Source organism: Propioniciclava soli, from assembly GCF_038502305.1.
Lineage (GTDB): Bacteria > Actinomycetota > Actinomycetes > Propionibacteriales > Propionibacteriaceae > Propioniciclava > Propioniciclava soli.
This window is the reverse complement of record NZ_CP115965.1, coordinates 3,248,967-3,269,764: the sequence shown is the minus strand read 5'-3', so window position 1 is coordinate 3,269,764 and position 20,798 is coordinate 3,248,967. Positions and strand designations below refer to the sequence as shown.

The following is a 20,798-nucleotide window of genomic DNA, read 5'->3' as shown; positions in this document are numbered from 1 at the left end:
CTCACAGCCCGCTGACGTGGCGCACCAGGGCCGTCACCGCAGCCCCGCGCGCCCAGACGTCACGGTTGTGGGGCCGGACGGTGACGGCCAACGGCGGCGCGACGGCCTCGCGCACCGAGGCGATGCCCGCCTCGAAGTCATCGGCGAAGGCCGCCACCAGCCCGGCGCGCTCACCGAGCACCACCACCGCGTCCGGCACCAGGAACGCCGACCCCGTGCCGGTCAGGGCCCCGCAGGCGTAGGCAAACTCCGCGGCGGCGCGGCGGGCGCCGGCGTCCGCACCGGCCTCCACGGCGTCCGCCGTCGTCGCGGCCGAGCCGTAGCCGCGGGCCAACGTCACCAGCGCACTGTCGGTGAGGCTCACGTTGGCCCGGCGCACCGACCCGTCGGGCCAGATCAGGGGCAGATGCCCGAGCAGGCCGATGCCCTGCGCCTCCGCGTCCTGCACCTCCCCGCGCACCACTGCGGCCCCGCCGACCCCCGTGCCGAACGTGAGCGCCAGAAAGCTCTGCGTCGTCAGCCCCAGGCCGAACCACGCCTCGGCGAGCGCCACCGCGGCGACGTCGTTGGCGACCACGCAGGGGTGCCCCAGCCGCTGCGACACCAGCTCGGCCAGTGGGACGTCCGCCCACCGCAGGAACGGCGAGCGCACCACCGTTGAACCGTCGTGGACGATGCCGCTCACGCCGATCCCGATGCCGACCGTGGGGGCGGGGGCCAGCCGGTCGACGAGCAGCGCCAGCCGTTCCACGACGGCCTCGGGGTGACGAGAGGCCAGCGGGCCGCTGAGGTCTTCCAGCACCCGGGCGCGCAGGTCGGTGCGCACCAGGCGCAGGGTGTGCGTGCTCACCGACACACCAAGGAGTGTGTCGGCGGGCAGCACGGCGTCGAGGGTGTGCGCGGGGCGGCCGGCGGCGTTGCGTTGCTCCGCGGTGGCGACGACCAGGCCCCGCTCCTGCAACGGCTTCGTCAACCGGGTGATGCTGCCGCCGCTGAGGCCCAGCCGGTGGGCGAGGTCGCGGCGCTGCAGCGGCCCGTGCTGCAGCAGCGTCAGCACGAGTCGGCGGTGCGCATCCCCCAGGCCCGTCAGATCCACGACGTCATTGTGCCCCAGCGGGGGGTTGACGCCGGAGTTTATTTCGGGACAGAATAATTGGGTGACGCAGACGTCCTTCCCCCTCACGCGCGGCGGCGTGACCCTGGTCCTCACCACGCGTGACGTCCACCTGCCGGTCGTCACCTACTGGGGCCCCGCGCTCACTGCGGACGACGACCCGGCCGCCACGCTCACCCCGCCATTCGTGTCCGACCAGACCGAGGAGCTCGTCGAGTGCTCCCTGCTGCCCGAGGAGTCCCGCGGCTGGCTGGGCACCCCGGGACTCGCCGGTCACCGGGCCGGCCGGCACTCCACCCACGCCTTCGTCGTCGATGACGTGGACGCCGACGCCACGTCGGCGACCTTCCGCGCGGCCGCCGACGGCCTGGCCCTGACGCTGCGCGTCGCGCTCACCGAGGAGGGCGTGGTCGAGCTGGGCGCCGAGATCACCAACACCGGCGCCGACGCCTACACCCTCGACGCGTTGACCCCGGCGCTGCGCGTCCCGCCGCACGCCCGCGAACTGCTCGACCTCACCGGGCGCCACCTGCGCGAGCGCTCCCCGCAGCGCCACCCGTTCTCCGTCGGCAGCCTGCGGCGCGACAACCGCCGCGGCCGCACCTCCCTGCAGTCGACCACGCTGATGATCGCCGGCGAGGAGGGCTTCGGCTTCCGCGCCGGCCGGGTGTGGGGCGTCCACGTCGCGTGGTCGGGCAACCACACCCACCTGGCCGAGCGGTCCCACGGCGGGGAGCAGATCTTGGCCGGCGGCGAGCTGTTCGGGCCGGGCGAGCTGGTGCTCGCGCCGGGGGAGACCTACGCGACCCCCACGCTTCTCGCCTCCTTCGGCGTCGGTCTGGACGCCCTCAGCGCGCGCTACCACGGCTGGCTGCGGCGCGTGAACGGCCCGCGGCGCCCGCGTCCGATCACGCTGAACACGTGGGAGGCGGTCTACTTCGCCCACGACCACGACGCGCTGGTGGAGCTGGCCGAGGTGGCGGCGGGCGTCGGGGTCGAGCGCTTCGTGCTGGACGACGGCTGGTTCGGCTCGCGGCGTGACGACACCACCGGGCTGGGGGACTGGGCGGTCTCCGACGCGGTGTGGCCGGGCGGGCTGGAACCGCTGGCCGAGGCGGTCCGCGGCCTGGGCATGGAGTTCGGCCTGTGGGTCGAGCCCGAGATGGTGAATCTCGACTCCGACCTCGCGCGGGCGCACCCCGACTGGATCCTGCGGCCCGACGCCGAGCGGCTGCCGCTGCGCGTCCGCAACCAGCACGTGCTCAACCTGACGCACCCCGAGGTCGTCGACCACCTCGCCGAGCGGCTCGTCGAGCTGGTGCGGCGGCTCGGCATCGCGTACCTGAAGTGGGATCACAACCGCGACCTGATCGAGGCCTGTGGCGTGGCGGGGGAGCGGCTCGTCCACGACCAGACGCTGGCGTACTACCGCCTCGTCGATCACCTGAAGCGGGAGTGCCCCGGCCTGGAGATCGAGTCGTGCGCCTCGGGTGGCGGCCGCGTCGACCTCGGCGTTCTCACCCGCACCGACCGCGTCTGGGCGTCGGACTGCAACGACGCCCTGGAGCGCCAGGACATCCAGCGTTGGACCGGCCTGCTCCTGCCGCCGGAGGTCGTCGGCGCCCACGTCGGGCCCCCGCGGGGGCACACGACCGGCCGCACCCAGGAGTTGTCGTTCCGCGCCGGCACCGCCCTGTTCGGCCACTTCGGCATCGAGTGGGATCTGCGGACGGCCTCGCAGGCCGAGCGGGAGCGCCTCGCGGCGTGGGTGACCCGGGCCAAGGAGGTGCGCGACCTGCTGGCCACCGGCGCCACGGTGCGTACCGAGGATCGCGACGGCACGCGCGTCCACGGCGTCGTCGGGCCCGATCGGGCGCTGTTCGCCGTCGTCCAGCTCGCCACGTCGCCGACCTACCCGACGGCCCCGGTGACGCTGCCGGGTCTCGATCCGGACGCCCGCTGGCGCGTCCGCCTCGACGAGCTGACCCCGCAGCCGGGTCTGCCGTGGGCGTCCGGGACGCCCGTGCTGAGCGGCCGGGCACTCGCCGAATCCGGGCTCGCCGCCCCCACCCTGCACCCCGAACACCTCGCGATCATCCACCTCGAAAGGAGCGAGTCATGAACGGTCAGTTGAGCCGACGGACGGTGCTGTCCGGGCTCACCGCGGCAGCGTTGCTGGCGCCCCTGGGCGCATGCGCCCGGCCCACCGGCACCGGCGTCGGCAGCACCGAGTTCTTCCAGTTCAAGTCCGAGGCCATCACGTTGTTCGACCGCATCTGCGCGGAGTACAACGCCGCCCACGGCACGAACATCGAGCAGAACTTCCAGGCCGACAACGTCACCGCGCTGCGCGTCCGGCTGGTGAAGGGCGACATCCCGCCGCTCATCACCATCAACGGCGACTACAGCTACGGCGCGCTGGCCCGCTCGGGCGTCTTCCACGACTTCGCGGGCAGCGACCTGCTCGCGCCGGTGAACCCGTCCATCGCGCAGATCCTGCCGACCCTGGGCGTGGGCGCCGAGGGCCAGGTGAACGGCGTGCCGTTCGCCAACAACGGCTCCGGCATGATCTACAACCGCGCGATCTTCGACGAGCACGGCTTCGACCCGCCGCAGACGTGGGACGAATTGATCGGGCTGGCCGACGAGTTCACGGCGCTGGGCGTCGACCCCTTCTACTGGGGGTTCCGCGACAACTGGACCGGGGCGCCGATGTTCAGCTCCCTGTCCGGCAATTTCCTCGACGGCGAGGTCGCCGCCTGGTACGCCCGGCGTCAGGTGGGCGAGACGTCGTTCGAGGAACTCATGCCCGTGCTCGAGAAGATGCTGCAGATCGGGGGGTACGGCAACAGCAACAAGTACGAGATCGGCTACAACGACGCCAACCAGGGCTTCGCGCAGGGCCGGGCGGCGATGTACGTGCACGGCACCTACGCCATCCCGGCCATCCGGTCCTACAACCCCGACATCCAGCTCGGCACGTTCGCGACGCCGCCGGACTCCGGCGAGGCGTGGGTGGTGTCCGGGGTGGACGTCGCACTCACCTGCGGCACCGAGCCGGTCGACGGCGCGCTCGACTTCTTCTCCTACCTGATGGAGGAGCCGAACATGGCCGCCTACTGCGCCGAACAGGTCGCCTTCCCGACCCGCGAGGGCATGACGGCCGATGACGAGGCGCTCGAGGGACTCATGCCGTACTTCGAGAGCCAGCGGCTCACGACGTACTCCGACCACAACTTCCCCCCGGCCGTGAACCTCAACAACTACATGCAGCAGTTCCTGATCAACGGGGACGCCGCCGCCTTCGTCCGCACGCTCGACGTCCAGTACGACCGCGTCATCGAGCGCATCAACTCAACCCTGTGAGGCCGTGATGCAAACCACCTCTCCCGGGCGCATCGACCGCGCCTACGTCTGGATGATCGCGCCCGCGGCCATCCTGTTCACCGCGATGCTGACGATCCCGCTGCTGACCGGATTCTTCTACACGTTCACCAACTACGCCGGCTACGGCGACTGGCGCTTCGTCGGCTTCGCCAACTACCTCAACCTGTTCCGCGACGACGTGGTCTGGGGCTCGTATGCGTTCACGCTGCTCTACGCCGTGTCCGCGACCATCCTCATCAACGTCATCGCGTTGTCGCTGGCCCTGTTGCTGAACAGCGCGATCAAGGGCCAGACGTTCTTCCGGGGCCTGTTCTTCCTGCCCAACATCCTGCCCGTGCTGATCGTGGCGTACATCTTCCAGTACCTGTTCACGAACAACCTGCCGGCCATCGGCCAGGCGCTGGGTTGGGAATGGCTCTCGACGTCGCTGCTGGCCAACGAGAACACGGCCTGGATGGTGATCGTCTTCGTCGGTGTCTGGCAGGCCGTCGCGTTCAGCACGATCGTGTACCTCGCCGGTCTCCAGACGGTGCCCGAGGAGGTGTACGAGGCCGCAGCCATCGACGGCGCGAGCCGGTGGGAGCAGTTCCGGCGCATGACGTTCCCGCTCATCATGCCGTTTTTCACCATCAACATGGTGCTGAGTTTCAAGAACTCACTCGGTGTGTTCGACCAGGTGGTCGCCCTCACCAACGGTGGCCCCGGAACGGCGACCCAGTCGATCTCGTTCCTCATCTTCCGCAACGGCTTCCAGGGCGGCGAATACGCCTACCAGACCGCCAACGGCATCATCTACTTCATCTTGGTCCTGGTGATCTCGTTCGCGCAGCTCCGCTTCCTCTCGAGCAAGGACACCAACGCATGAACCGCCAGCGCTCCTCTCGCAGCTGGGCCCTCACGGCGCTCGCCGCCGTCTTGTCCCTGACCATCCTCGTCCCGCTCTACTTCGCGGTCGTGACCGCCCTCAAGACACCGGCGGAGCTGGCGGAGTCCGGCTTCGGACTGCCCGCCACCTGGCGGTGGGACAACTTCGCCACCGCGTGGACGATGACCGACTTCCCGTCGCGACTCGTCACCTCGGCGGTCATCACCGTCGGCGCCGTCGTGCTCACCCTGGTGACGAACTCGATGGTGGCCTACGCCATCGAGCGCAACATGCACCGTCGGTGGGTGCGGTTGCTGTTCTACTACTTCATCGCCGCGATGTTCGTGCCGTTCCCCATCATCATGCTGCCCGTCGTGCGGCAGACGGCGATCCTCGGCATCGACAACGAGGCCGGCCTGATCCTGCTCTACACGGTGTACGGCCTGGCGTTCAACCTCCTGCTGTACACGAGCTTCGTCCGCGCCATTCCCCTCGAGATCGAGGAGTCGGCGGCCGTGGACGGCGCGTCCCGCTGGGGCATCTTCTGGCGCATCGTGTTCCCGCTCCTGGGACCCATGAACGCCACCGTCGGCATCCTCACCTGCCTGTGGGCGTGGAACGACTTCCTGCTGCCCCTGGTCATCCTGACCGACCCGGGTACGCAGACCCTCCCGCTCGCGCAGTACGTGTTCCAGGGCCAGTTCAACGTGAACTACCCCGTCGCGTTCGCCTCGTACCTGATGGCGATCGCGCCGCTCGTCCTGGTCTATGTGTTCGCCCAGCGGTGGGTGATCTCCGGCGTCATGCGGGGTTCGCAGCGCTGACGCCGTCCACGTACACCCAGCGGCCGTCCAGCGTGGTGAACCGACTGGTCTCCCGCTGGGTGCCGTGGCGGCGTCCGGAGCGCCACGATGCGGCGAAGGTGACGGTGCCGGTGGTGTCCCACGCGCGGCCGGCGGTGGTGTTCTCGATGACCAGCCCCGTCCATGCGGTGGCGGAATCGAGCGTGACGGACGCCGGCCGCGTCGCCGGGTGCCACGTGTCGGCCAGGTAGGCCGTCAACCCCAGCGCGAACGCCGCGTAGCGCGAACGCATGAGGGCCTCGGCGGTCGGGGCCACTCGGCGTCCGGAGTGGAGCGGGCCGCAGCAGGCGCCATAGGGCGTCCCGGTGCCGCACGGGCAGGCGTCCGGGGTTGCGCTCACGGGTGCGGCACCGCGGTCATGCGCTCCTCGATGGGACGCCCCGCCGCGAGGTCCGCGTACAGCTCGACCATGGCGGCCGACTGGTGCTCGATCGTCCACCAGCTCGCCATCTCGCGGCTGCGCTCGGCGGCCCGCTCGCGGAAGGCCGGGTCCTCCAGCTTGGAGAGCATCATCACGAGCTGCCGGGCGAACGACTCCGGCGTGGGCCGCGCGATGGCGCCGTTGACGCCGGGGTCGATGACGAGGCGCAGCTCGTGGTCGCAGCTCACGATCGGCAGCCCGGCGTGGGCCGCCTCGTGCAGCACGAGGGCCTGGGTGTCGGTGGTCGATGGAAAGGCGAACACATCGGCCGAGGCGTAGTAGGGGCCGAGCTTCTCCCGGGGCACCTGGCCGACCAGCGTCACCCCGCCCCGGCGCCGCGCGCGGCGCAGCTTCTGCTCCAGCAGGGCGCCGGTGCGCCAGTTGCCGACGATCATCAGCTCGGCGTGGGGAATCTCCTCACGCAACCAGGCGAAGGCGTCCACGAGCAGCCCGATGCTCTTCTCGGGCGCGATGCGGCCGACGTACAGGATCCGCGGGCCGTGCGGCGCAGGCAGGTCGGGGCCGGTGGGCAGGGCGTCCGCCCCGTTCGGCACCACGCGGATGTGGGACTTCGGAGCCAGCTCGAGGCAGCGCGTGGCCGTCTTGTCCGACGGGGTGGTGACCAGGTCGGCCGCCTCCAACATCTCGCGGGCGGCGTTGAGCACGGCGCGCCGCGTGATGCGGCCCCGGCGCCACCAGCGGGGCTGGAAGAAGCTCTGCATGTCCTTCAACTGCGGGCGCTGCATGCCGCGGGTCGCGGTGGTCAGCACGCGAATGTAGGCGTCCCCGACGGGTGCCAGCAGCGCGTAGTGCTCGGCGTAGGCCTCGAAGTCGGTGTGCCACGTGACCATGAGCGGCACGCCGAGGCGGTCGGCCGCCCAGACGCCCAGCAGCCCGATGGTGCCCAGGCCGTGCACGTGGATGACGTCTGGCGGGTCGGCGGCCAGCTGGTCGAGGGCCCGCTCGAACCCGCGCCCCGTCGCCATGACCAGCGACATGCCGGGCACGGGGATCCCGGGCAGCCGGAGCTCGGTGCGGTGCGGGTGGTCGCGGTAGGGGTTCGGGCCGTCACACGCCGGTGCCACGACCTGCACCCGGAAGCCCCGCGCCAACAGCTCGCCCTCAAGAAACTGCACCGCGTACAACAATCCGCTGTGCCCGGGCCCGTAGTTGTCCGTGAACAACGCGACCCGCAAGGGCCGGGCCTCCCCGGTGGGGTTCGACGGCTCGACGGCGGACATGGCTTCCTTCCCACGGTGGGCACGGCAACCAGACCAGACTATCCAGATTCGCAGCCCTGGCCCGGCCGTCGCTCGCTGCGGCTCAGAGCGACCCGTAGCGCTGCTTGGCCGCCTGCAGGGCGGCCACGTAGCCGCCGCGCTCGAAGGCGTCCGCACGGCCGTCGGCGGGCAGCGCCAGCAGGCCGCGGGCCTCGGCGACCGAGGCGTAGCCCTTGCGCGCCAGCCAGGACTCCAGGCCGGCCACCAGCGTCCGCGTGTGGTCGCGGCCGTGACGGATCAGCGCGGCCGTCGACATCACCACATCGGCCCCCGCGAGCAGGTATTTGATCACGTCGTCGGCAGTTTCGACGCCGGTCGAGCCGGCCAGCGAGGCCTGCGTGTGGTTGCGGAGCGCGGCGATCCACGTGCGCGGCAGGCGGCCCTCGTGGGGCGTCGACAGCTCGAACGCGTTGTCCATGCCGAGGGTCTCGATGTCGATGTCGGGCTGCAGGAAGCGGTTGAACAGCACCAGGCCGGACGCGCCGGCGTCCAGGATCTGCAGGGCCGCGTTACCAGGCGAGCTGAAGGAGGAGGAGAGCTTCACCGACACCGGCAGCTCCACCGCCTGGGTCACCGCGTGCACGATCTCGAGGTGCCGCTTGAGCACCAGATCGCCCGTGGTGCGCACGTCACCCGGCACGAAGTAGATGTTCAGCTCCAGGGCGGACGCCCCCGCGGAGGCCAGCTCGCGGGCGAAGTCGACCCAGCCGCCGAGGTCGGAGCCGTTCAGCGACGCGATGACCGGCACGTCGAGCTGCGCGGCCGACTCCTCGACCAGCTTCAAGTAGCCGTACGCCGCCGACTTGGCCGTCACCTCCACATCGGGAAAGAAGTCGGTCGCCTCGGCGTACCGGTCCTCCTGCGCGTCGATCAGGGCCGCGTCCCGGTTGGCCTCCGCGCGCAACTGCTCTTCGAACAGCGAGTACAGCACCACGGCGGACGCCCCACCCTCGGCCAGCGCCCGCACACCGGCCGCGTTCTGCGACAACGGACCCGCGGAGGCCACCACGGGATGGGCCAGCTCCAGGCCGAGGTAGGTGGTGGTCAGGTCGATCGCGCGCTCCATGTCACTCCTTCGCATCCGCGGCGAACTCTGACGCGCCCCGCGTCGCCATCTCTTCGTAGTCGCGCCAGCGGCGCTCCACCTGCGCCTGCCCGAACTCGAGCATGCGCTCGGCGCCCTCGGGGTCGACGTTCTTCAACATCCGGAACCGCAGCTCGTTGCGCTGGTACTGCTCCAGCGTGAACCGCGGCCGCGGGCTGTCGAGCAGGAAGGGGTTCTTGCCGGCCATGCGCAGCACCGGGTTGAACCTGATGAGCGGCCAGTGGCCAGAGTTCACCGCCAAGTACTGCTGGTCGAGGCCCTTCTTCATGTCGATGCCGTGGGCGATGCAGTGGCTGTACGCGAGGATCAGCGACGGCCCGTCGTAGGCCTCCGCCTCGCGGAATGCCGTGAGCGTCTGCTGCGGGTCGGCGCCCATCGCGATGCGGGCCACGTACACGTTGCCGTACGCGATGGCCTGCATCGCCAGGTCCTTGTCGATCGTCTCCTTGCCCGCGGAGGCGAACTTGGCCACCGCGCCCATCGGCGTCGCCTTGGACGCCTGCCCGCCGGTGTTGGAGTACACCTCGGTGTCCATCACCAACACGTTGACGTTGCGGCCCGAGGCGAGCACGTGGTCGAGGCCGCCGGAGCCGATGTCGTAGGCCCAGCCGTCGCCACCCACGATCCACACGCTGCGGCGCAGCAGGTGATCGGCCACCGAGCGGAGGTCAGCCGCCTGCGGTCCCGTCATAGAGTCGAGGCGCTCCTTGAGCTGGTCGACGCGCGAGCGCTGGTGCGAGAGGTCCGACTCGTACTGCTGCTCGGCGGTGAGGATGTCATCGACCAGCGCATCGTCGCCGATCTCGCCGCGCAGCTGCTCCAGCCGGCGCCGCGCGAGATCGGTCTGCAGATCGGCCGCCAGGCGCAGGCCGAGCCCGAACTCCGCGTTGTCCTCGAACAGCGAGTTCGACCAGGCGGGCCCGCGGCCGTACTTGTTGCGCGCCCACGGCGTCGTCGGCAGGTTGCCGCCGTAGATGGACGAGCAACCCGTCGCGTTCGCGATGGACGCCCGCCCCCCGAACAGCTGCGACAACAACTTCAGGTACGGCGTCTCGCCGCAGCCCGTGCACGCCCCCGAGAACTCGAACAAGGGCTCGAGGTACTGCACGCCGCGCACCTGGGCGAAGTCGACGCGGCTGCGCCGGTTCACGGGGATCGCCTCGAAGAAGGCCACGTTCTGCTTCGTCGGCTCCCGGTCGAGCACCGGCGCCAGGTTGATGGCCTTGCGCTCCCCGCCGGTGCCGGCCGCGGGGCCCACCACCTTCACCGGGCACGACTCCACGCACAGCCCGCAGCCTGTGCAGTCCTCCGCGTAGACCTGCAGGGTGTACTTCGCGCCCGGCAGGCCGGCGGCGTTGAGCTCGGCGGTCTGGAACGTCGACGGTGCGCCGTCCAGCGCCGGCTCGGGGTAGTACTTGGCGCGCAGCACGGCGTGAGGGCAGACGAAGCTGCAGTTGCCGCACTGGATGCAGGTCTCCGGATCCCACACCGCCACGATGTCGGAGATGTTGCGCTTCTCGTACTGCGTCGTGCCGCTCGGGTAGGTGCCGTCCACCGGCAGCGCCGAGACGGGCAGGTCGTCGCCCTCGTCGAGCAGCATCTTGGCCGTGACGCGGCGCACGAAGTCGGGCGCATGGTATGGCACGGGCGCGATGAGGCCCTTGTCGGACGCCACCGCGTCCGGCACCTCCACCCGGTGCAGGTGCTCGATCGCGGCGTCCACCGCCGCATGGTTCTTCTTCACCACGTCGGCGCCGCGGCGGCCGTAGGTCTTCTCGATGGACGCCTTGACCGCGGCGATGGCCTCCTCGCGCGGCATGACGCGGCTGATCGCGAAGAAGCAGGTCTGCAGCACGGTGTTGGTGCGGTTGCCCATGCCGGCGGCCCGCGAGACGGCGTTGGCGTCGATCGTGTAGAGCTCCAGCTCCAGCTCGATGATGCGCCGCTGCATCGGCTCGGGCAGGTGCGCGAACACCTCCTCGGGCGCGAACGGGGTGTTGAGCAGCACGACGGTGCCGCGCCGCGCGGTGCGCAGCACGTCGACGCGCTCCAGGATCGACAGGTGGTGGACGCCGATGAAGCCGGCCTCCTTCACCAGGTAGGGCGCCGTGATGGGCTCCGGACCGAACCGGAGGTGGCTGACCGTCCGGCTGCCCGACTTCTTCGAGTCGTAGACGAAGTAGCCCTGGGCGTAGGTGCCCTCCTGGCCGCCGAGGATCTTGATGGTGTTCTTGTTGGCGCCGACGGTGCCGTCCGAGCCGATGCCGTAGAACACGGCGCGGTGGGTCTCGGGGGATTCCACGTCGAGGTCGGCCGGGTACTCGATCGACAGGTTCGTGACGTCGTCGGTGATGCCCACGGTGAAGCGCGGCTTGGGCTTCTCGCGCTGCAGCTCCTCGACGATGCCGACCACCATGGCCGGGGTGAACTCCTTGCTCGACAACCCGTAGCGCCCGCCGATCACCAGCGGCAGCGAGGCCCGCTCGCCGTTCGAGACGGCCTCGGCCAGCGCGGAGGTGACGTCGAGGAACAGCGGCTCGCCTCCGGCGCCGGGCTCCTTCGTCCGGTCGAGCACGGCGATGCGTTCCACGGACGCCGGCAGCGCGGCCAGCAGCTCGGCGACCGGGAACGGGCGGTAGAGCCGGATCTGCAGGACGCCGACCTTCTCGCCCTGGGCCGTCAGGTGGTCGATCGCCTGGTGGCAGGTCTGGGCGCCCGAGCCCATCACGATGAGCACGTGGGTGGCCTCGGGGTCGCCGTGGTATTCCACCAGCCCGTAGGAGCGTCCGGTGAGCGCGGCAAACTCGTCCATCGCCCGGCGCACCACCCCGGGCACCTCGAGGTAGAAGCTGTTGGAGGTCTCGCGGGACTGGAAGTAGGTGTCCGGGTTCTGCGCCGTGCCGCGAATGTAGGGGTGCTCGGGGCTCAGCGCCCGGTCGCGGTGGGCGCGGACGAGGTCGTGCGGCACGTAGGTGCGCAGGTCGTCGTCGGAGAGCATCGTCAGCGTGTTCAGCTCGTGGCTGGTGCGGAAGCCGTCGAAGAAGTGCAGGAACGGCACCCGGCTGCGCAGCGTCGACAGCTGGGCAATCGCCGCCATGTCGTGGCTCTCCTGCACCGAGGCCGAGCTGAGCAGCGCGAAGCCGGTCTGCCGCACCGCCATCACGTCCTGGTGGTCGCCGAAGATGCTCAGCCCCTGCGTGGCCAGCGAGCGGGCCGCGACGTGGAACGTCGTCGAGGTGAGCTCGCCGGCGATCTTGTACATGCTCGGGATCATCAACAACAGGCCCTGGGACGCCGTGAACGTCGTCGACATCGCGCCGCCCTGCAGTGCGCCGTGCAGCGCGCCCGCCGCCCCGCCCTCGGACTGCATCTCGATCACGGTGGGCACCGTGCCCCACACGTTCGCGCGGTCGCGCGAGGACCACTCGTCCGCGAGCTCGGCCATGGTCGAGCTGGGGGTGATGGGGTAGATCGAACACAGCTCGTTGAGCCGGTAGGCCACCGAGACCGCGGCCTCGTTCCCGTCGATAATGTCACGCCTCGCCGGCGGGGCTGGTGCTCGCTCCGCTCGCGCTGGCACATCCTCACGCCTCGCCGGCGGGGCTGGTGCTCGCTCCGCTCGCGCTGGCACATCCTCACGCCTCGCCGGCGGGGCTGGTGCTCGCTCCGCTCGCGCTGCTGCGTCCTCGATTGTCATGGTTGCGCTCCCTCTTCTGGCGTCCGCGCGGCTCAGCGCTCGGCGACCATCTCGATGGCGTGGACCGGGCACTGCTCGTAGCAGGTGCCGCAGCCGGTGCACTTGGCGTAGTCGTAGCGGTAGCGCAGGCCCTTGCCGAGCTTGATCACCGCGTCCTCCGGGCAGGAGCCCAGGCAGCCGTCGCACTCGATGCAGTTGCCGCACGACAGGCAGCGCCACGCCTCGGTGCGCGCCTCGTCGGGCGCCAGGCCACCCACGATTTCGTCGAAGTTCTGCCGGTGTTCAACGGCCAGCTCGGGCTGGGTGCTGCGCCGGTTGTCTCCCCAGTACCAGAGGTTCAGCTTCTCGAACGTCGCGATGTCGTTCTTCTCGCGCGACACGTGCGGGCGGCTCTGCAGCCACAGGTCGATCATGCGCGCGGCCTTCTTGCCGTGGCCGACGCCGACGGTCACGGTCCGCTCCGAGGGCACCGCGTCGCCGCCGGCGAAGATGCCGGGCACATCGGTCATGAGCGTCGTGGTGTCGACGGTGACGACATCGCCGTCGAACCGCATGCCGGGGATCGCCTGGAGGAAGCCGGAGTCGGCCTCCTGGCCGAGGGCGAGGATCACGGTGTCGGCCTCGAGGGACTCGAAGCGGCCCGTGCCGCGGGCCTTGCCGTTCTCGTCGAGCTCCATGATCTCGACCTGCATGGCGCCGGCGTCCACTTCGGTGATCGTGCGCAGCCAGTTCATCTTGACGCCCTCGCGGACGGCCTCGTCGTGCTCGTCGGCGTGCGCCGGCATCTGCTCCTGGGTGCGCCGGTAGACGATGATCGACTCCTCCGCGCCCAGCCGGCGGGCCACGCGGGCGGCGTCCATCGCGGTGTTGCCGCCGCCGTAGACCGCCACGCGGCGGCCGATGACGGGCTTGGTGCCGGAGGCGACGTCGCGCAGGAAGCCGACGGCGTCGACGATCTTGCCGGCGTCCATGGTGGGGATGTCGACGCGCTTGGACAGGTGCGCCCCGATCGCGACGAAGACGGCGTCGAAGTGGCCCTTCTCCTGCTCGGCCAGCAGGTCGGTGACCGTGTGGTTCTGCACGATGGTCACGCCCAGCTCGACGATGCGGGCGACCTCGGCGTCGAGGACGTCGCGGGGCAGGCGGTACTCCGGGATGCCGTAGCGCATCATGCCGCCGGGGGCGTCGGAGGAGTCGTGGATCTCGACCTCGTGGCCCAGCATCGCGAGCTGGTAGGCGGCCGACAGCCCGGACGGCCCGGCGCCAATCACGAGGACGCGGCGCCCGGTGCGCCGGGTGGGCGCGGTGAACTGCCAGTTGTTCTCGATGGCGAGGTCGCCGAGGTAGCGCTCGACGGAGTGGATCGACACCGCCCCGTCGAGCTCGATGCGGTTGCAGGCCGTCTCGCACGGGTGGTAGCAGACGCGGCCGTGGATGGCGGGGAACGGGTTGTTGCGCGTCAGCTCGCGCCACGCCTCCTCGTCCTGCTTCGCCTTGACGAGGCGCAGCCATTCCTGGATGTTCTCCCCGGCCGGGCACGCGTGGTTGCACGGCGGCAGCAGATCCACATAGATCGGCATCCGCACCCGCACCGGGCCCACCCGACCCTGCGCGGTGTCCAGGTTCGGCAGGTGGGTCAGGTTGCGGCTCGTGGGTGCATCCATGGGTGGGTCCCTCCGGTGGGTTCTGCGCAGCGTCGCGGTGGGTGTCCCTCGCACGATACCCCCCACCGATCAGCTTTGTGCGGCGTCCCCGGCGATGCCCGACATCACCTCCGCGGCGGCGGCGGCGAGGTGCTCCGGCCCCCGTGCCAAGGCGGTGGCAAGGGCGGTTCCCTCGGGCGTGATGCACACCAGGCGGTGGACGCCGGCGCCCAGCAGGGCTGCGGCGTCGGGCGCGAGGCGGCCGCCGAAGAGCACCACCGGGACGCCGTGGGCGGCGGCCAGCCGCGCGACGCCGGCGGGGGCCTTGCCGGCCAGGGTCTGGGCGTCCACGGAGCCCTCGCCAGTGAGGACGAGGTCGGCGTCGGTGAGCGCGGCGTCCAGCCCCACGGCGTCGGCGACGACGTCGAAGCCGGGCCGGACCGTCGCGCCCAGCGCCAGCAGCGCCCAGCCCAGGCCGCCCGCGGCGCCGGCTCCGGGCCGGTGGGCCTCGGCCGGGGCCAGCGCGGCAGACACGCGGGCGAGCACGCCATCGAGGAACGCGACGTCGCCGGCGTCGGCCCCCTTCTGCGGGCCGAAGACCGCCGAGGCGCCGTCCGGCCCGCACAGGGGATGGGTGACGTCGCAGGCGGCCTCCAGGGTGACCTCGGCCAGGCGGGGGTCGAGGCCCGTGGTGTCGACGGATGTCAGGTGCGCCAGCGCGGCGGGGGTGGGGGCGAGCTTGGTGCCGTCGGCGGCGCGGAAGCGGACGCCGAGCGCGTGCAGCAGACCGGCGCCGCCGTCGTTGGTGGCCGAACCGCCCAACCCGATGACGAGGCGTCGGGCGCCGGCGTCCAGGGCCGCGCCGATGAGCTCTCCGACGCCCACGGTCGTGGCCTGGCGGACGTCCCGCTCGGCCGGGGCGATGGACTCCAGCCCGACCGCCTGGGCGACCTCGATGACGGCCAGGTCGCCCGCGAGCGCCCAGGCGGCACGGGTGGGGCGCCCGAGCGCGTCGGGAACGGTCAGGTGGCGGAGGTCGGCGCCCAGCCCGGCCGCGAGCGCGGCGACGAAGCCCTCGCCACCGTCCGACAGCGGCACCTCGACGACGATGGTGTCGGGGCGGGCGGCGCGGACGCCGGCCGCCATGGCCGCCGCGGCGTGGGCGGCGGTCATCGACTCCTTGAAGGAGTCGGGGGCGCAGACGACCTTCACCACACGACCTTCACCAAGCTTCGCCGGTGAGCTTCTCGTAGTGGCGCAGCAGGGCGCTGTGGTCCTCCCCGGCGTGACCGCCGGCCGCCAGCGTCGTCATCATCTCGCGCACGGCGGCGGTCAGCGGCAGGGGCGAGGCGGCGGCATGGCCGGCGTCGAGCACGTTGTCGAGATCCTTGATGTGCAGGGCGATGCGGAAGCCCGGGTCGAAGCGGCGCTCCAGCATGAGCGGCACCTTGGCGTCCAACACCGTGGAGCCGGCCAGGCCGCCGCGGATCGCCGCGTAGACGGCTTGGGGGTCGACGCCGGAGCGGGCCGCCAGTGTCATCGCCTCGGCGGCCACCGCGATGTTGACCGCGACGATCGCCTGGTTGGCGAGCTTGGTGATGTTGCCGGCGCCAATCGCGCCGACGTGGGTCACCGAGGCCCCCATCACCTCCAGCAGGGGCGTGACGGCCTCGAACACCGCCGCGTCGCCGCCCACCATGAACGCCAGCGTGCCGTCGACGGCCTTGGGCTCCCCGCCGGAGACCGGGGCGTCCAGCATCGCGACGCCCCGCTCGGCGAGCGCGTCGTGCACGGCGCGGGCGGACGCCGGGGCGATCGAGCTGGCGTCCACCACGACCAGCCCGTCGTGGGCGCCCTCGATCACCCCGTTCTCGCCGAGGACGACCTCCTCCACGTCGGGGGAGTTGGGCAGCATCGTGATGAGCAGCTCGACGGCTTCGGCGACCGCGCGCGGCGTGGCGCGGGTGCTCGCGCCGGCGTCGGCGAGGGCGTCCGAGCCCGTGCGGCCGCCAAGCACGACCAGCTCGTGGCCCGCCTCGATGAGGTTGAGCGCCATGGGGCGCCCCATGATGCCGAGCCCGATGAATCCGACCTTCACGATGTCTCCTTCTGTCCGGGGTCCTTCGCCAGCGCGCCGAGGGCGGCCACGACCTCGGCGAGCTGCGTGCGCCAGGGCTCGCCCAGCGCGCGGGCGGGCGCGAAGCACCACCCGGCGTCGATGCCGGCCAGGCGCAGGCCCTCCTTGAGCACGACGGGGAACGTGGCCTTGTCGACGAGGTGGCGCAGCGGGGTGAGGGCGTCCTGCAGGGCCTGGGCTCGCGCCAGATCGCCGGCGACGAAGGCGTCGTAGATGCCCGCGACGACGTGGGGGGCGATGTTGGCGGTGGACGCGATGGCCCCGTCGGCACCGGCACGCAGGGCGTCCAGGATGAGGGTGTCGCGGCCCATGATCACCGCGAAGCCCGGCGGGCGGGCGGCCACCAGCGCGCGGGTGGAGGCCAGATCGCCGCCGGAATCCTTGATGCCGACGACGGTGTCGAGCTCGGCGAGGGTGAGCACGGTGTCGAGGGCGAGGTCGACGCCGGTGCGGCCGGGGTTGGTGTAGAGGACGACGGGCAGGTCGGTGCTGGCCGCGATGGCGGTGTAGTGGTCGACGAGCTCGGCCTGGGTGGGCGTCATGAAGTAGGGCGTGAGCACCGACAGGCCGGCGACGCCCCCGATGCCGGCGACCATGCGGGCGGTCGCGATGCAGTCGCGCGTCGTGATCTCCGACGCGCCAGCGTAGACGGGGACGCGTCCGGCGACGTGCTCCACGGTGATCTCGACGACGCGGCGCTTCTGCTCGGCCGACAGACCGTAGATCTCCCCGGAGCTGCCGAGCACGAACACGCCGTGGACGCCGCCGGCGATCGTGAAGTCGATGACGTCGCGCAGCCCGGCCTCGAACAGCTCGCCGTCGGCGTCCAGCGGCGTGACCAGCGCGGGGATGACCCCCGTCACCGCGCTCATGCCGGCTCTCCGAACGAGGCGGTGGCGATCGTCCAGGCCCGCATCTGGTCCGAGAGCGTGACGCCGAGCCCGGGCCGGTCGGAGACGACCATGCGGCCGTCGGCGATGGCCATGCGCTCGTTGAACAGCGGGTCGAGCCAGTCGAAGTGCTCCACCCACGCGACGCCGGGGTAGGCGGCGGCCAGGTGGCAGTGGATCTCCATCGCGAAGTGGGGCGCGAGCGCCAGCCCGGCCTGCTCGGCGAGCGTGGCGACCTTGAGGAACTGGGTGATGCCGCCGACGCGGGGGGCGTCCGGCTGGAGGTAGTCGCACGAGCGGTGGTCGATGAGGCTGACGTGCTCGGCGACCGAGGCGAGCATCTCGCCGGTGGCGATGGGGGTGTGGATCGCGCGGGCGAGGTCGGCGTGGCCCTCGTGGTCGTAGGCGTCCAGCGGCTCCTCGATCCAGACGAGGTTGAACTCCTCGAAGATGCGGCACATCCGGATCGCGGTGGCGCGGTCCCACTGCTGGTTGGCGTCGACCATGAGCGGGAACGTGTCGCCCAAGTGCTCGCGCATCGCGGTGAGCCGTTGGAGGTCGACCGTCCGGTCGGGGTGGCCCACCTTGATCTTGATGCCGCCGATGCCGGCCTCGACGGACGCGGTGGCGTTCTCCAGCACCTGGGGCAGCGGGGTGTTGAGGAAGCCGCCCGAGGTGTTGTACGTGCTCACCGCGTCCCGGTGGGGGCCGATGAGCTTGCTCAAGGCCAGGCCGGCGCGCTTGGCCTTGAGATCCCACAGCGCCACGTCGAACGCGGCCAGCGCCTGCACCGCGACGCCCGAGCGGCCCACGGACGCCCCCGCCCACAGCAGCTGGGTGTTCAGCCGGCCGATGTCGGAGGGGTCCTCGCCGAGCAGGCCCTCGGCCACCTGAGCCGCGTGCGCGAACTGCGCGGGCCCGCCGGCGCGCTTGGCGTAGGAGAACCCGACGCCGCGGTGGCCCTCGGCCGTGGTGATCTCGGCGAAGAGGAAGTGCACCTCGGTCATCGGCTTCTGGCGGCCGGTGAACACCTTGGCGTCCGAGATCGCGGTGGCCAGGGGGAGGACCACGTGGCTCAGCGCGATGTGGCGGATCGTGTCGCCCATGACAGCTCCTTTGCTCCTGCCGGCATCATATGACCGACAAAGTCGTCATACAAGCTGCGGGCGTGTCATCCGGACCATCGGGATGCGGCCCCACGTCTCGCCCGAGCTGACCGGCCCGAGCTCGGTGACGAAGCCGTGGCGGGTGTAGAACGCCACGGCGCGCGCATTGTCGGTCATCACCCACAGGTGGGCCGCCGCGCCGCCGGGGAGGGCGGCGTCCAGCAGCCGTTGCGCGAGGCCGGTGCCGTGCGTGCCCGGCATGAGGTAGAGGTGCGCCAGGTTAAGCGGCGTCGCCGGCGGCACCCAGGCGTCGCCGAGGTGGGGCTGCTCCCACGCGCCCACCTCGGACGCGACGCAGGCCACGCCCACCACGGTGCCGTGCGCGTTCGTCGCGACGAGGTGCCTGCGCAGCGGGGCGCGTCCGGCGGCGCGGGCGTCCGCCGCCTCGGCGACGTCGGCGCGGACGCCGGCCACCCGCTCGTCGCGCTCGGCCCACCGGAGTGCCGCGAAGTCAGGCCCCACGAGGTGGGCGTAGGTCGTCTCGAGCAACACCAGGTGGGCGTGGACGTAGGCCGCGACGCCGTCGTGGGTGAGCTCGGTCAGGGCGGGCTGGGTAGGCACGGCACCCATTGTGACCCCCCGCGCCTGCCCCGTGGCGGGTGCAACTGGCGCACTGAAACGCTGTTGTTGCCGTGCGTCGCGGCAACACGCGGGAACAGCGAGCGTGGGAGCCGACGCGGGCGACCCCCGCAGGGTGATACTCATCGCACGCACGACGAACAGAGAGGTTCTCCATGACCGACAACCACGATCGCCGCGACGCCGATCCGAGCGCGTTCCGGGCGCCGGGCGACCCGTTCGGCGCCACCCAGGTTCCCGAGACGGGCGACATGGCGGCGACCACGCCCCAGGGCGTGACCATCGTCGACGTCGACGACGACGCGGACGAGCGCGACTTCGTGCCGCCGGCCGGCCGGCTCGCCGGCACGGTGGTGCTGGGCATGTCGCAGTCCATCGACAACTCCGAGGGCGGGGTTTCGCGCACGTTCTTCCCCCAGATCACCGTCGCGTTCGGCCTGGGCGACGGCTCGCTCGGCCTGCTGGGCGGCCTGAGCTCGGCCGCGCGCATGATCTTCGGCCCGCTGTGGGCCATCCTGGCCGACCGGTTCGGCCGCAAGCGCATCCTGTTCGTCGTCACCGGCCTGTGGGGGTTGTGGACGGTGGCCGCCGGGTTTGCCCCGAACTGGCCGATCCTGCTGTTGATCTACTCGATCTCGCTGATCGGCACCGTGGCCTCCGAGCCCATCCTCAACGGCCTGCTCGGCTCGCTCTACTCGCGCACCGAACGGGGCAAGGCGTTCGGCACCGTGCGCGGCGTGTCCGCCGGCGTCGGTTTCGTCATCACCCCGCTGCTCGGCCAGTTCGGCGGCAACCCCGAGGGCTGGCGCTGGGCGTTCATGACGATGGGCGCCCTCTCGGTGCTCTCCGGCATCCTCATCCTCATCTTCGTGAAGGAGCCCGACCGCGTCGCCGCGGCCGACACCGACGAGATCAAGTCGGAGGCCGGCATGTTCCGTTGGTCGGACGCGGCCAAGGTGATGAAGATCCCGACGCTCGCGCTCATGGCGCCGATGCTGCTGCTGGTGACCTCGCTGGTGCTGTTCAACTTCGTGGCCCAGGTGTGGGCCCGCGACTTCGGCTTCGGTGTCACCAACGCCGCCTACCTCAACACCGTCATGCAGATCGGCATGGCCATCTCGGCGCTCGTCGGTGGGCTCACGGGTGACTGGTTCGTGCGCCGGTTCGGCAACAAGGGCCGCATCATCCTGTTCCAGATCTACGGCGTCTCGTTCGCCGCGATCATCGCCCTCACCATGTACTGGGCGCAGCTGTGGGACAACGACATCGCGCCCGGAACGGGGCAGAGCGTCACCAACGACCCGAGCTTCCTCTACTACGTGATGGTCTTCCTCATGGGCCTGATCTTCTCGTTCGGCTTCTCGGGCTGCGTCCTGCCGATGGTCTCCTCGGTCTGCCCCAAGCAGCTCTCGGCGACGTCGTTCGCCCTGCTGTTCTCGCTGATCCAGGGCGGCATCAACACGGTGTACCAGCCGCTGGTGGGCGTCATCGCCCAGGCGATCGGCAACCTGCCGCTGACGATCCTCGTGGGCGTGTGCGTGCCGTACGTGCTGAACTCGCTGTACTGGTTCGTCTTCTACCGCAACTACGAGAAGGACGTGTCCCTGCAGGCCGAGCGCACCCGCCTCATCGCGGCGGGTCAGTTCTGAGG

General features: G+C 71.1%; 16 protein-coding genes. 5 read left to right on the top strand and 11 right to left on the bottom strand.

What is annotated here, in order from left to right; translation table 11 throughout:
• Nucleotide 1: 1 nt before the first annotated feature.
• The gene (locus PCC79_RS14750) at nucleotides 2–1,096 is read right to left on the bottom strand and encodes an ROK family protein (RefSeq protein ID WP_342372262.1); all 1,095 of its coding nucleotides are present in this window, start codon (nucleotides 1,094–1,096) and stop codon (nucleotides 2–4) included.
• Nucleotides 1,097–1,157: 61 nt separating this feature from the next.
• Here PCC79_RS14750 and PCC79_RS14745 point away from each other — a divergent pair, with 61 nt between their 5' ends.
• From PCC79_RS14745 to PCC79_RS14730, 4 genes are read left to right on the top strand one after another with little or no spacing between them, the layout of a single operon-like run.
• Nucleotides 1,158–3,236 (top strand): alpha-galactosidase, encoded by a 2,079-nt coding sequence (locus tag PCC79_RS14745; RefSeq protein ID WP_342372261.1) that lies wholly within the window; start codon nucleotides 1,158–1,160, stop codon nucleotides 3,234–3,236.
• Nucleotides 3,233–4,480, top strand: a complete 1,248-nt coding sequence (locus PCC79_RS14740) for an ABC transporter substrate-binding protein (protein ID WP_342372260.1) — start codon at nucleotides 3,233–3,235, stop codon at nucleotides 4,478–4,480. Before PCC79_RS14745 ends, PCC79_RS14740 begins: the two co-directional genes overlap by 4 nt.
• 7 nt (nucleotides 4,481–4,487) lie before the next feature.
• Nucleotides 4,488–5,366 (top strand): sugar ABC transporter permease, encoded by an 879-nt coding sequence (locus PCC79_RS14735; RefSeq protein WP_342372259.1) that lies wholly within the window; start codon nucleotides 4,488–4,490, stop codon nucleotides 5,364–5,366.
• Nucleotides 5,363–6,190: a carbohydrate ABC transporter permease gene (locus PCC79_RS14730; RefSeq protein ID WP_342372258.1), complete on the top strand. Its 828-nt coding sequence runs from the start codon at nucleotides 5,363–5,365 to the stop codon at nucleotides 6,188–6,190. Before PCC79_RS14735 ends, PCC79_RS14730 begins: the two co-directional genes overlap by 4 nt.
• On the opposite strand, the gene PCC79_RS14725 is transcribed toward PCC79_RS14730, so the two are convergent.
• The 10 genes from PCC79_RS14725 to PCC79_RS14680 all read right to left on the bottom strand — a co-directional run bounded on the left by PCC79_RS14725 (nucleotide 6,168) and on the right by PCC79_RS14680 (nucleotide 19,129).
• Complete coding sequence (locus PCC79_RS14725) at nucleotides 6,168–6,569, bottom strand: YchJ family protein (RefSeq protein WP_342372257.1); 402 nt, start codon at nucleotides 6,567–6,569, stop codon at nucleotides 6,168–6,170. The two genes, PCC79_RS14730 and PCC79_RS14725, sit on opposite strands and share 23 nt — an antisense overlap.
• Nucleotides 6,566–7,891 (bottom strand): glycosyltransferase, encoded by a 1,326-nt coding sequence (locus PCC79_RS14720; protein WP_342372256.1) that lies wholly within the window; start codon nucleotides 7,889–7,891, stop codon nucleotides 6,566–6,568. Before PCC79_RS14720 ends, PCC79_RS14725 begins: the two co-directional genes overlap by 4 nt.
• Nucleotides 7,892–7,973: 82 nt before the next feature.
• Nucleotides 7,974–8,996: a dihydroorotate dehydrogenase-like protein gene (locus PCC79_RS14715; RefSeq protein ID WP_342372255.1), complete on the bottom strand. Its 1,023-nt coding sequence runs from the start codon at nucleotides 8,994–8,996 to the stop codon at nucleotides 7,974–7,976.
• A gap of 1 nt (nucleotide 8,997) precedes the next feature.
• Nucleotides 8,998–12,615 carry a pyruvate:ferredoxin (flavodoxin) oxidoreductase gene (nifJ, locus tag PCC79_RS14710; RefSeq protein WP_342372254.1) on the bottom strand — a complete coding sequence of 1,206 codons (3,618 nt, stop codon included), beginning with the start codon at nucleotides 12,613–12,615 and terminating at the stop codon, nucleotides 8,998–9,000.
• Between the two features lie 149 nt (nucleotides 12,616–12,764).
• Nucleotides 12,765–14,396 carry an NAD(P)-binding protein gene (locus PCC79_RS14705; protein WP_342372253.1) on the bottom strand — a complete coding sequence of 544 codons (1,632 nt, stop codon included), beginning with the start codon at nucleotides 14,394–14,396 and terminating at the stop codon, nucleotides 12,765–12,767.
• Nucleotides 14,397–14,465: 69 nt separating this feature from the next.
• A complete protein-coding gene (locus tag PCC79_RS14700) occupies nucleotides 14,466–15,587 on the bottom strand; it encodes a glycerate kinase (RefSeq protein WP_342372252.1) in 1,122 nt (373 codons plus the stop codon).
• A gap of 10 nt (nucleotides 15,588–15,597) precedes the next feature.
• Nucleotides 15,598–16,473: a 2-hydroxy-3-oxopropionate reductase gene (gene garR / locus PCC79_RS14695; RefSeq protein ID WP_342372251.1), complete on the bottom strand. Its 876-nt coding sequence runs from the start codon at nucleotides 16,471–16,473 to the stop codon at nucleotides 15,598–15,600.
• Entirely contained in the window at nucleotides 16,470–17,384 is a 915-nt protein-coding gene (locus PCC79_RS14690; RefSeq protein WP_342372250.1) for a dihydrodipicolinate synthase family protein, read from the bottom strand. Before PCC79_RS14690 ends, garR begins: the two co-directional genes overlap by 4 nt.
• Nucleotides 17,381–18,508: an L-talarate/galactarate dehydratase gene (locus PCC79_RS14685; protein WP_269778964.1), complete on the bottom strand. Its 1,128-nt coding sequence runs from the start codon at nucleotides 18,506–18,508 to the stop codon at nucleotides 17,381–17,383. The genes PCC79_RS14690 and PCC79_RS14685 overlap by 4 nt, the downstream gene beginning before the upstream one ends.
• A 45-nt stretch (nucleotides 18,509–18,553) precedes the next feature.
• Nucleotides 18,554–19,129 carry a GNAT family N-acetyltransferase gene (locus tag PCC79_RS14680; RefSeq protein WP_342372249.1) on the bottom strand — a complete coding sequence of 192 codons (576 nt, stop codon included), beginning with the start codon at nucleotides 19,127–19,129 and terminating at the stop codon, nucleotides 18,554–18,556.
• 173 nt (nucleotides 19,130–19,302) lie between these two features.
• On the opposite strand from PCC79_RS14680, the gene PCC79_RS14675 reads away from it, so the two are divergent.
• The gene (locus tag PCC79_RS14675; RefSeq protein ID WP_342372248.1) at nucleotides 19,303–20,796 is read left to right on the top strand and encodes an MFS transporter; all 1,494 of its coding nucleotides are present in this window, start codon (nucleotides 19,303–19,305) and stop codon (nucleotides 20,794–20,796) included.
• The last annotated feature ends 2 nt before the right edge of the window (nucleotides 20,797–20,798 follow it).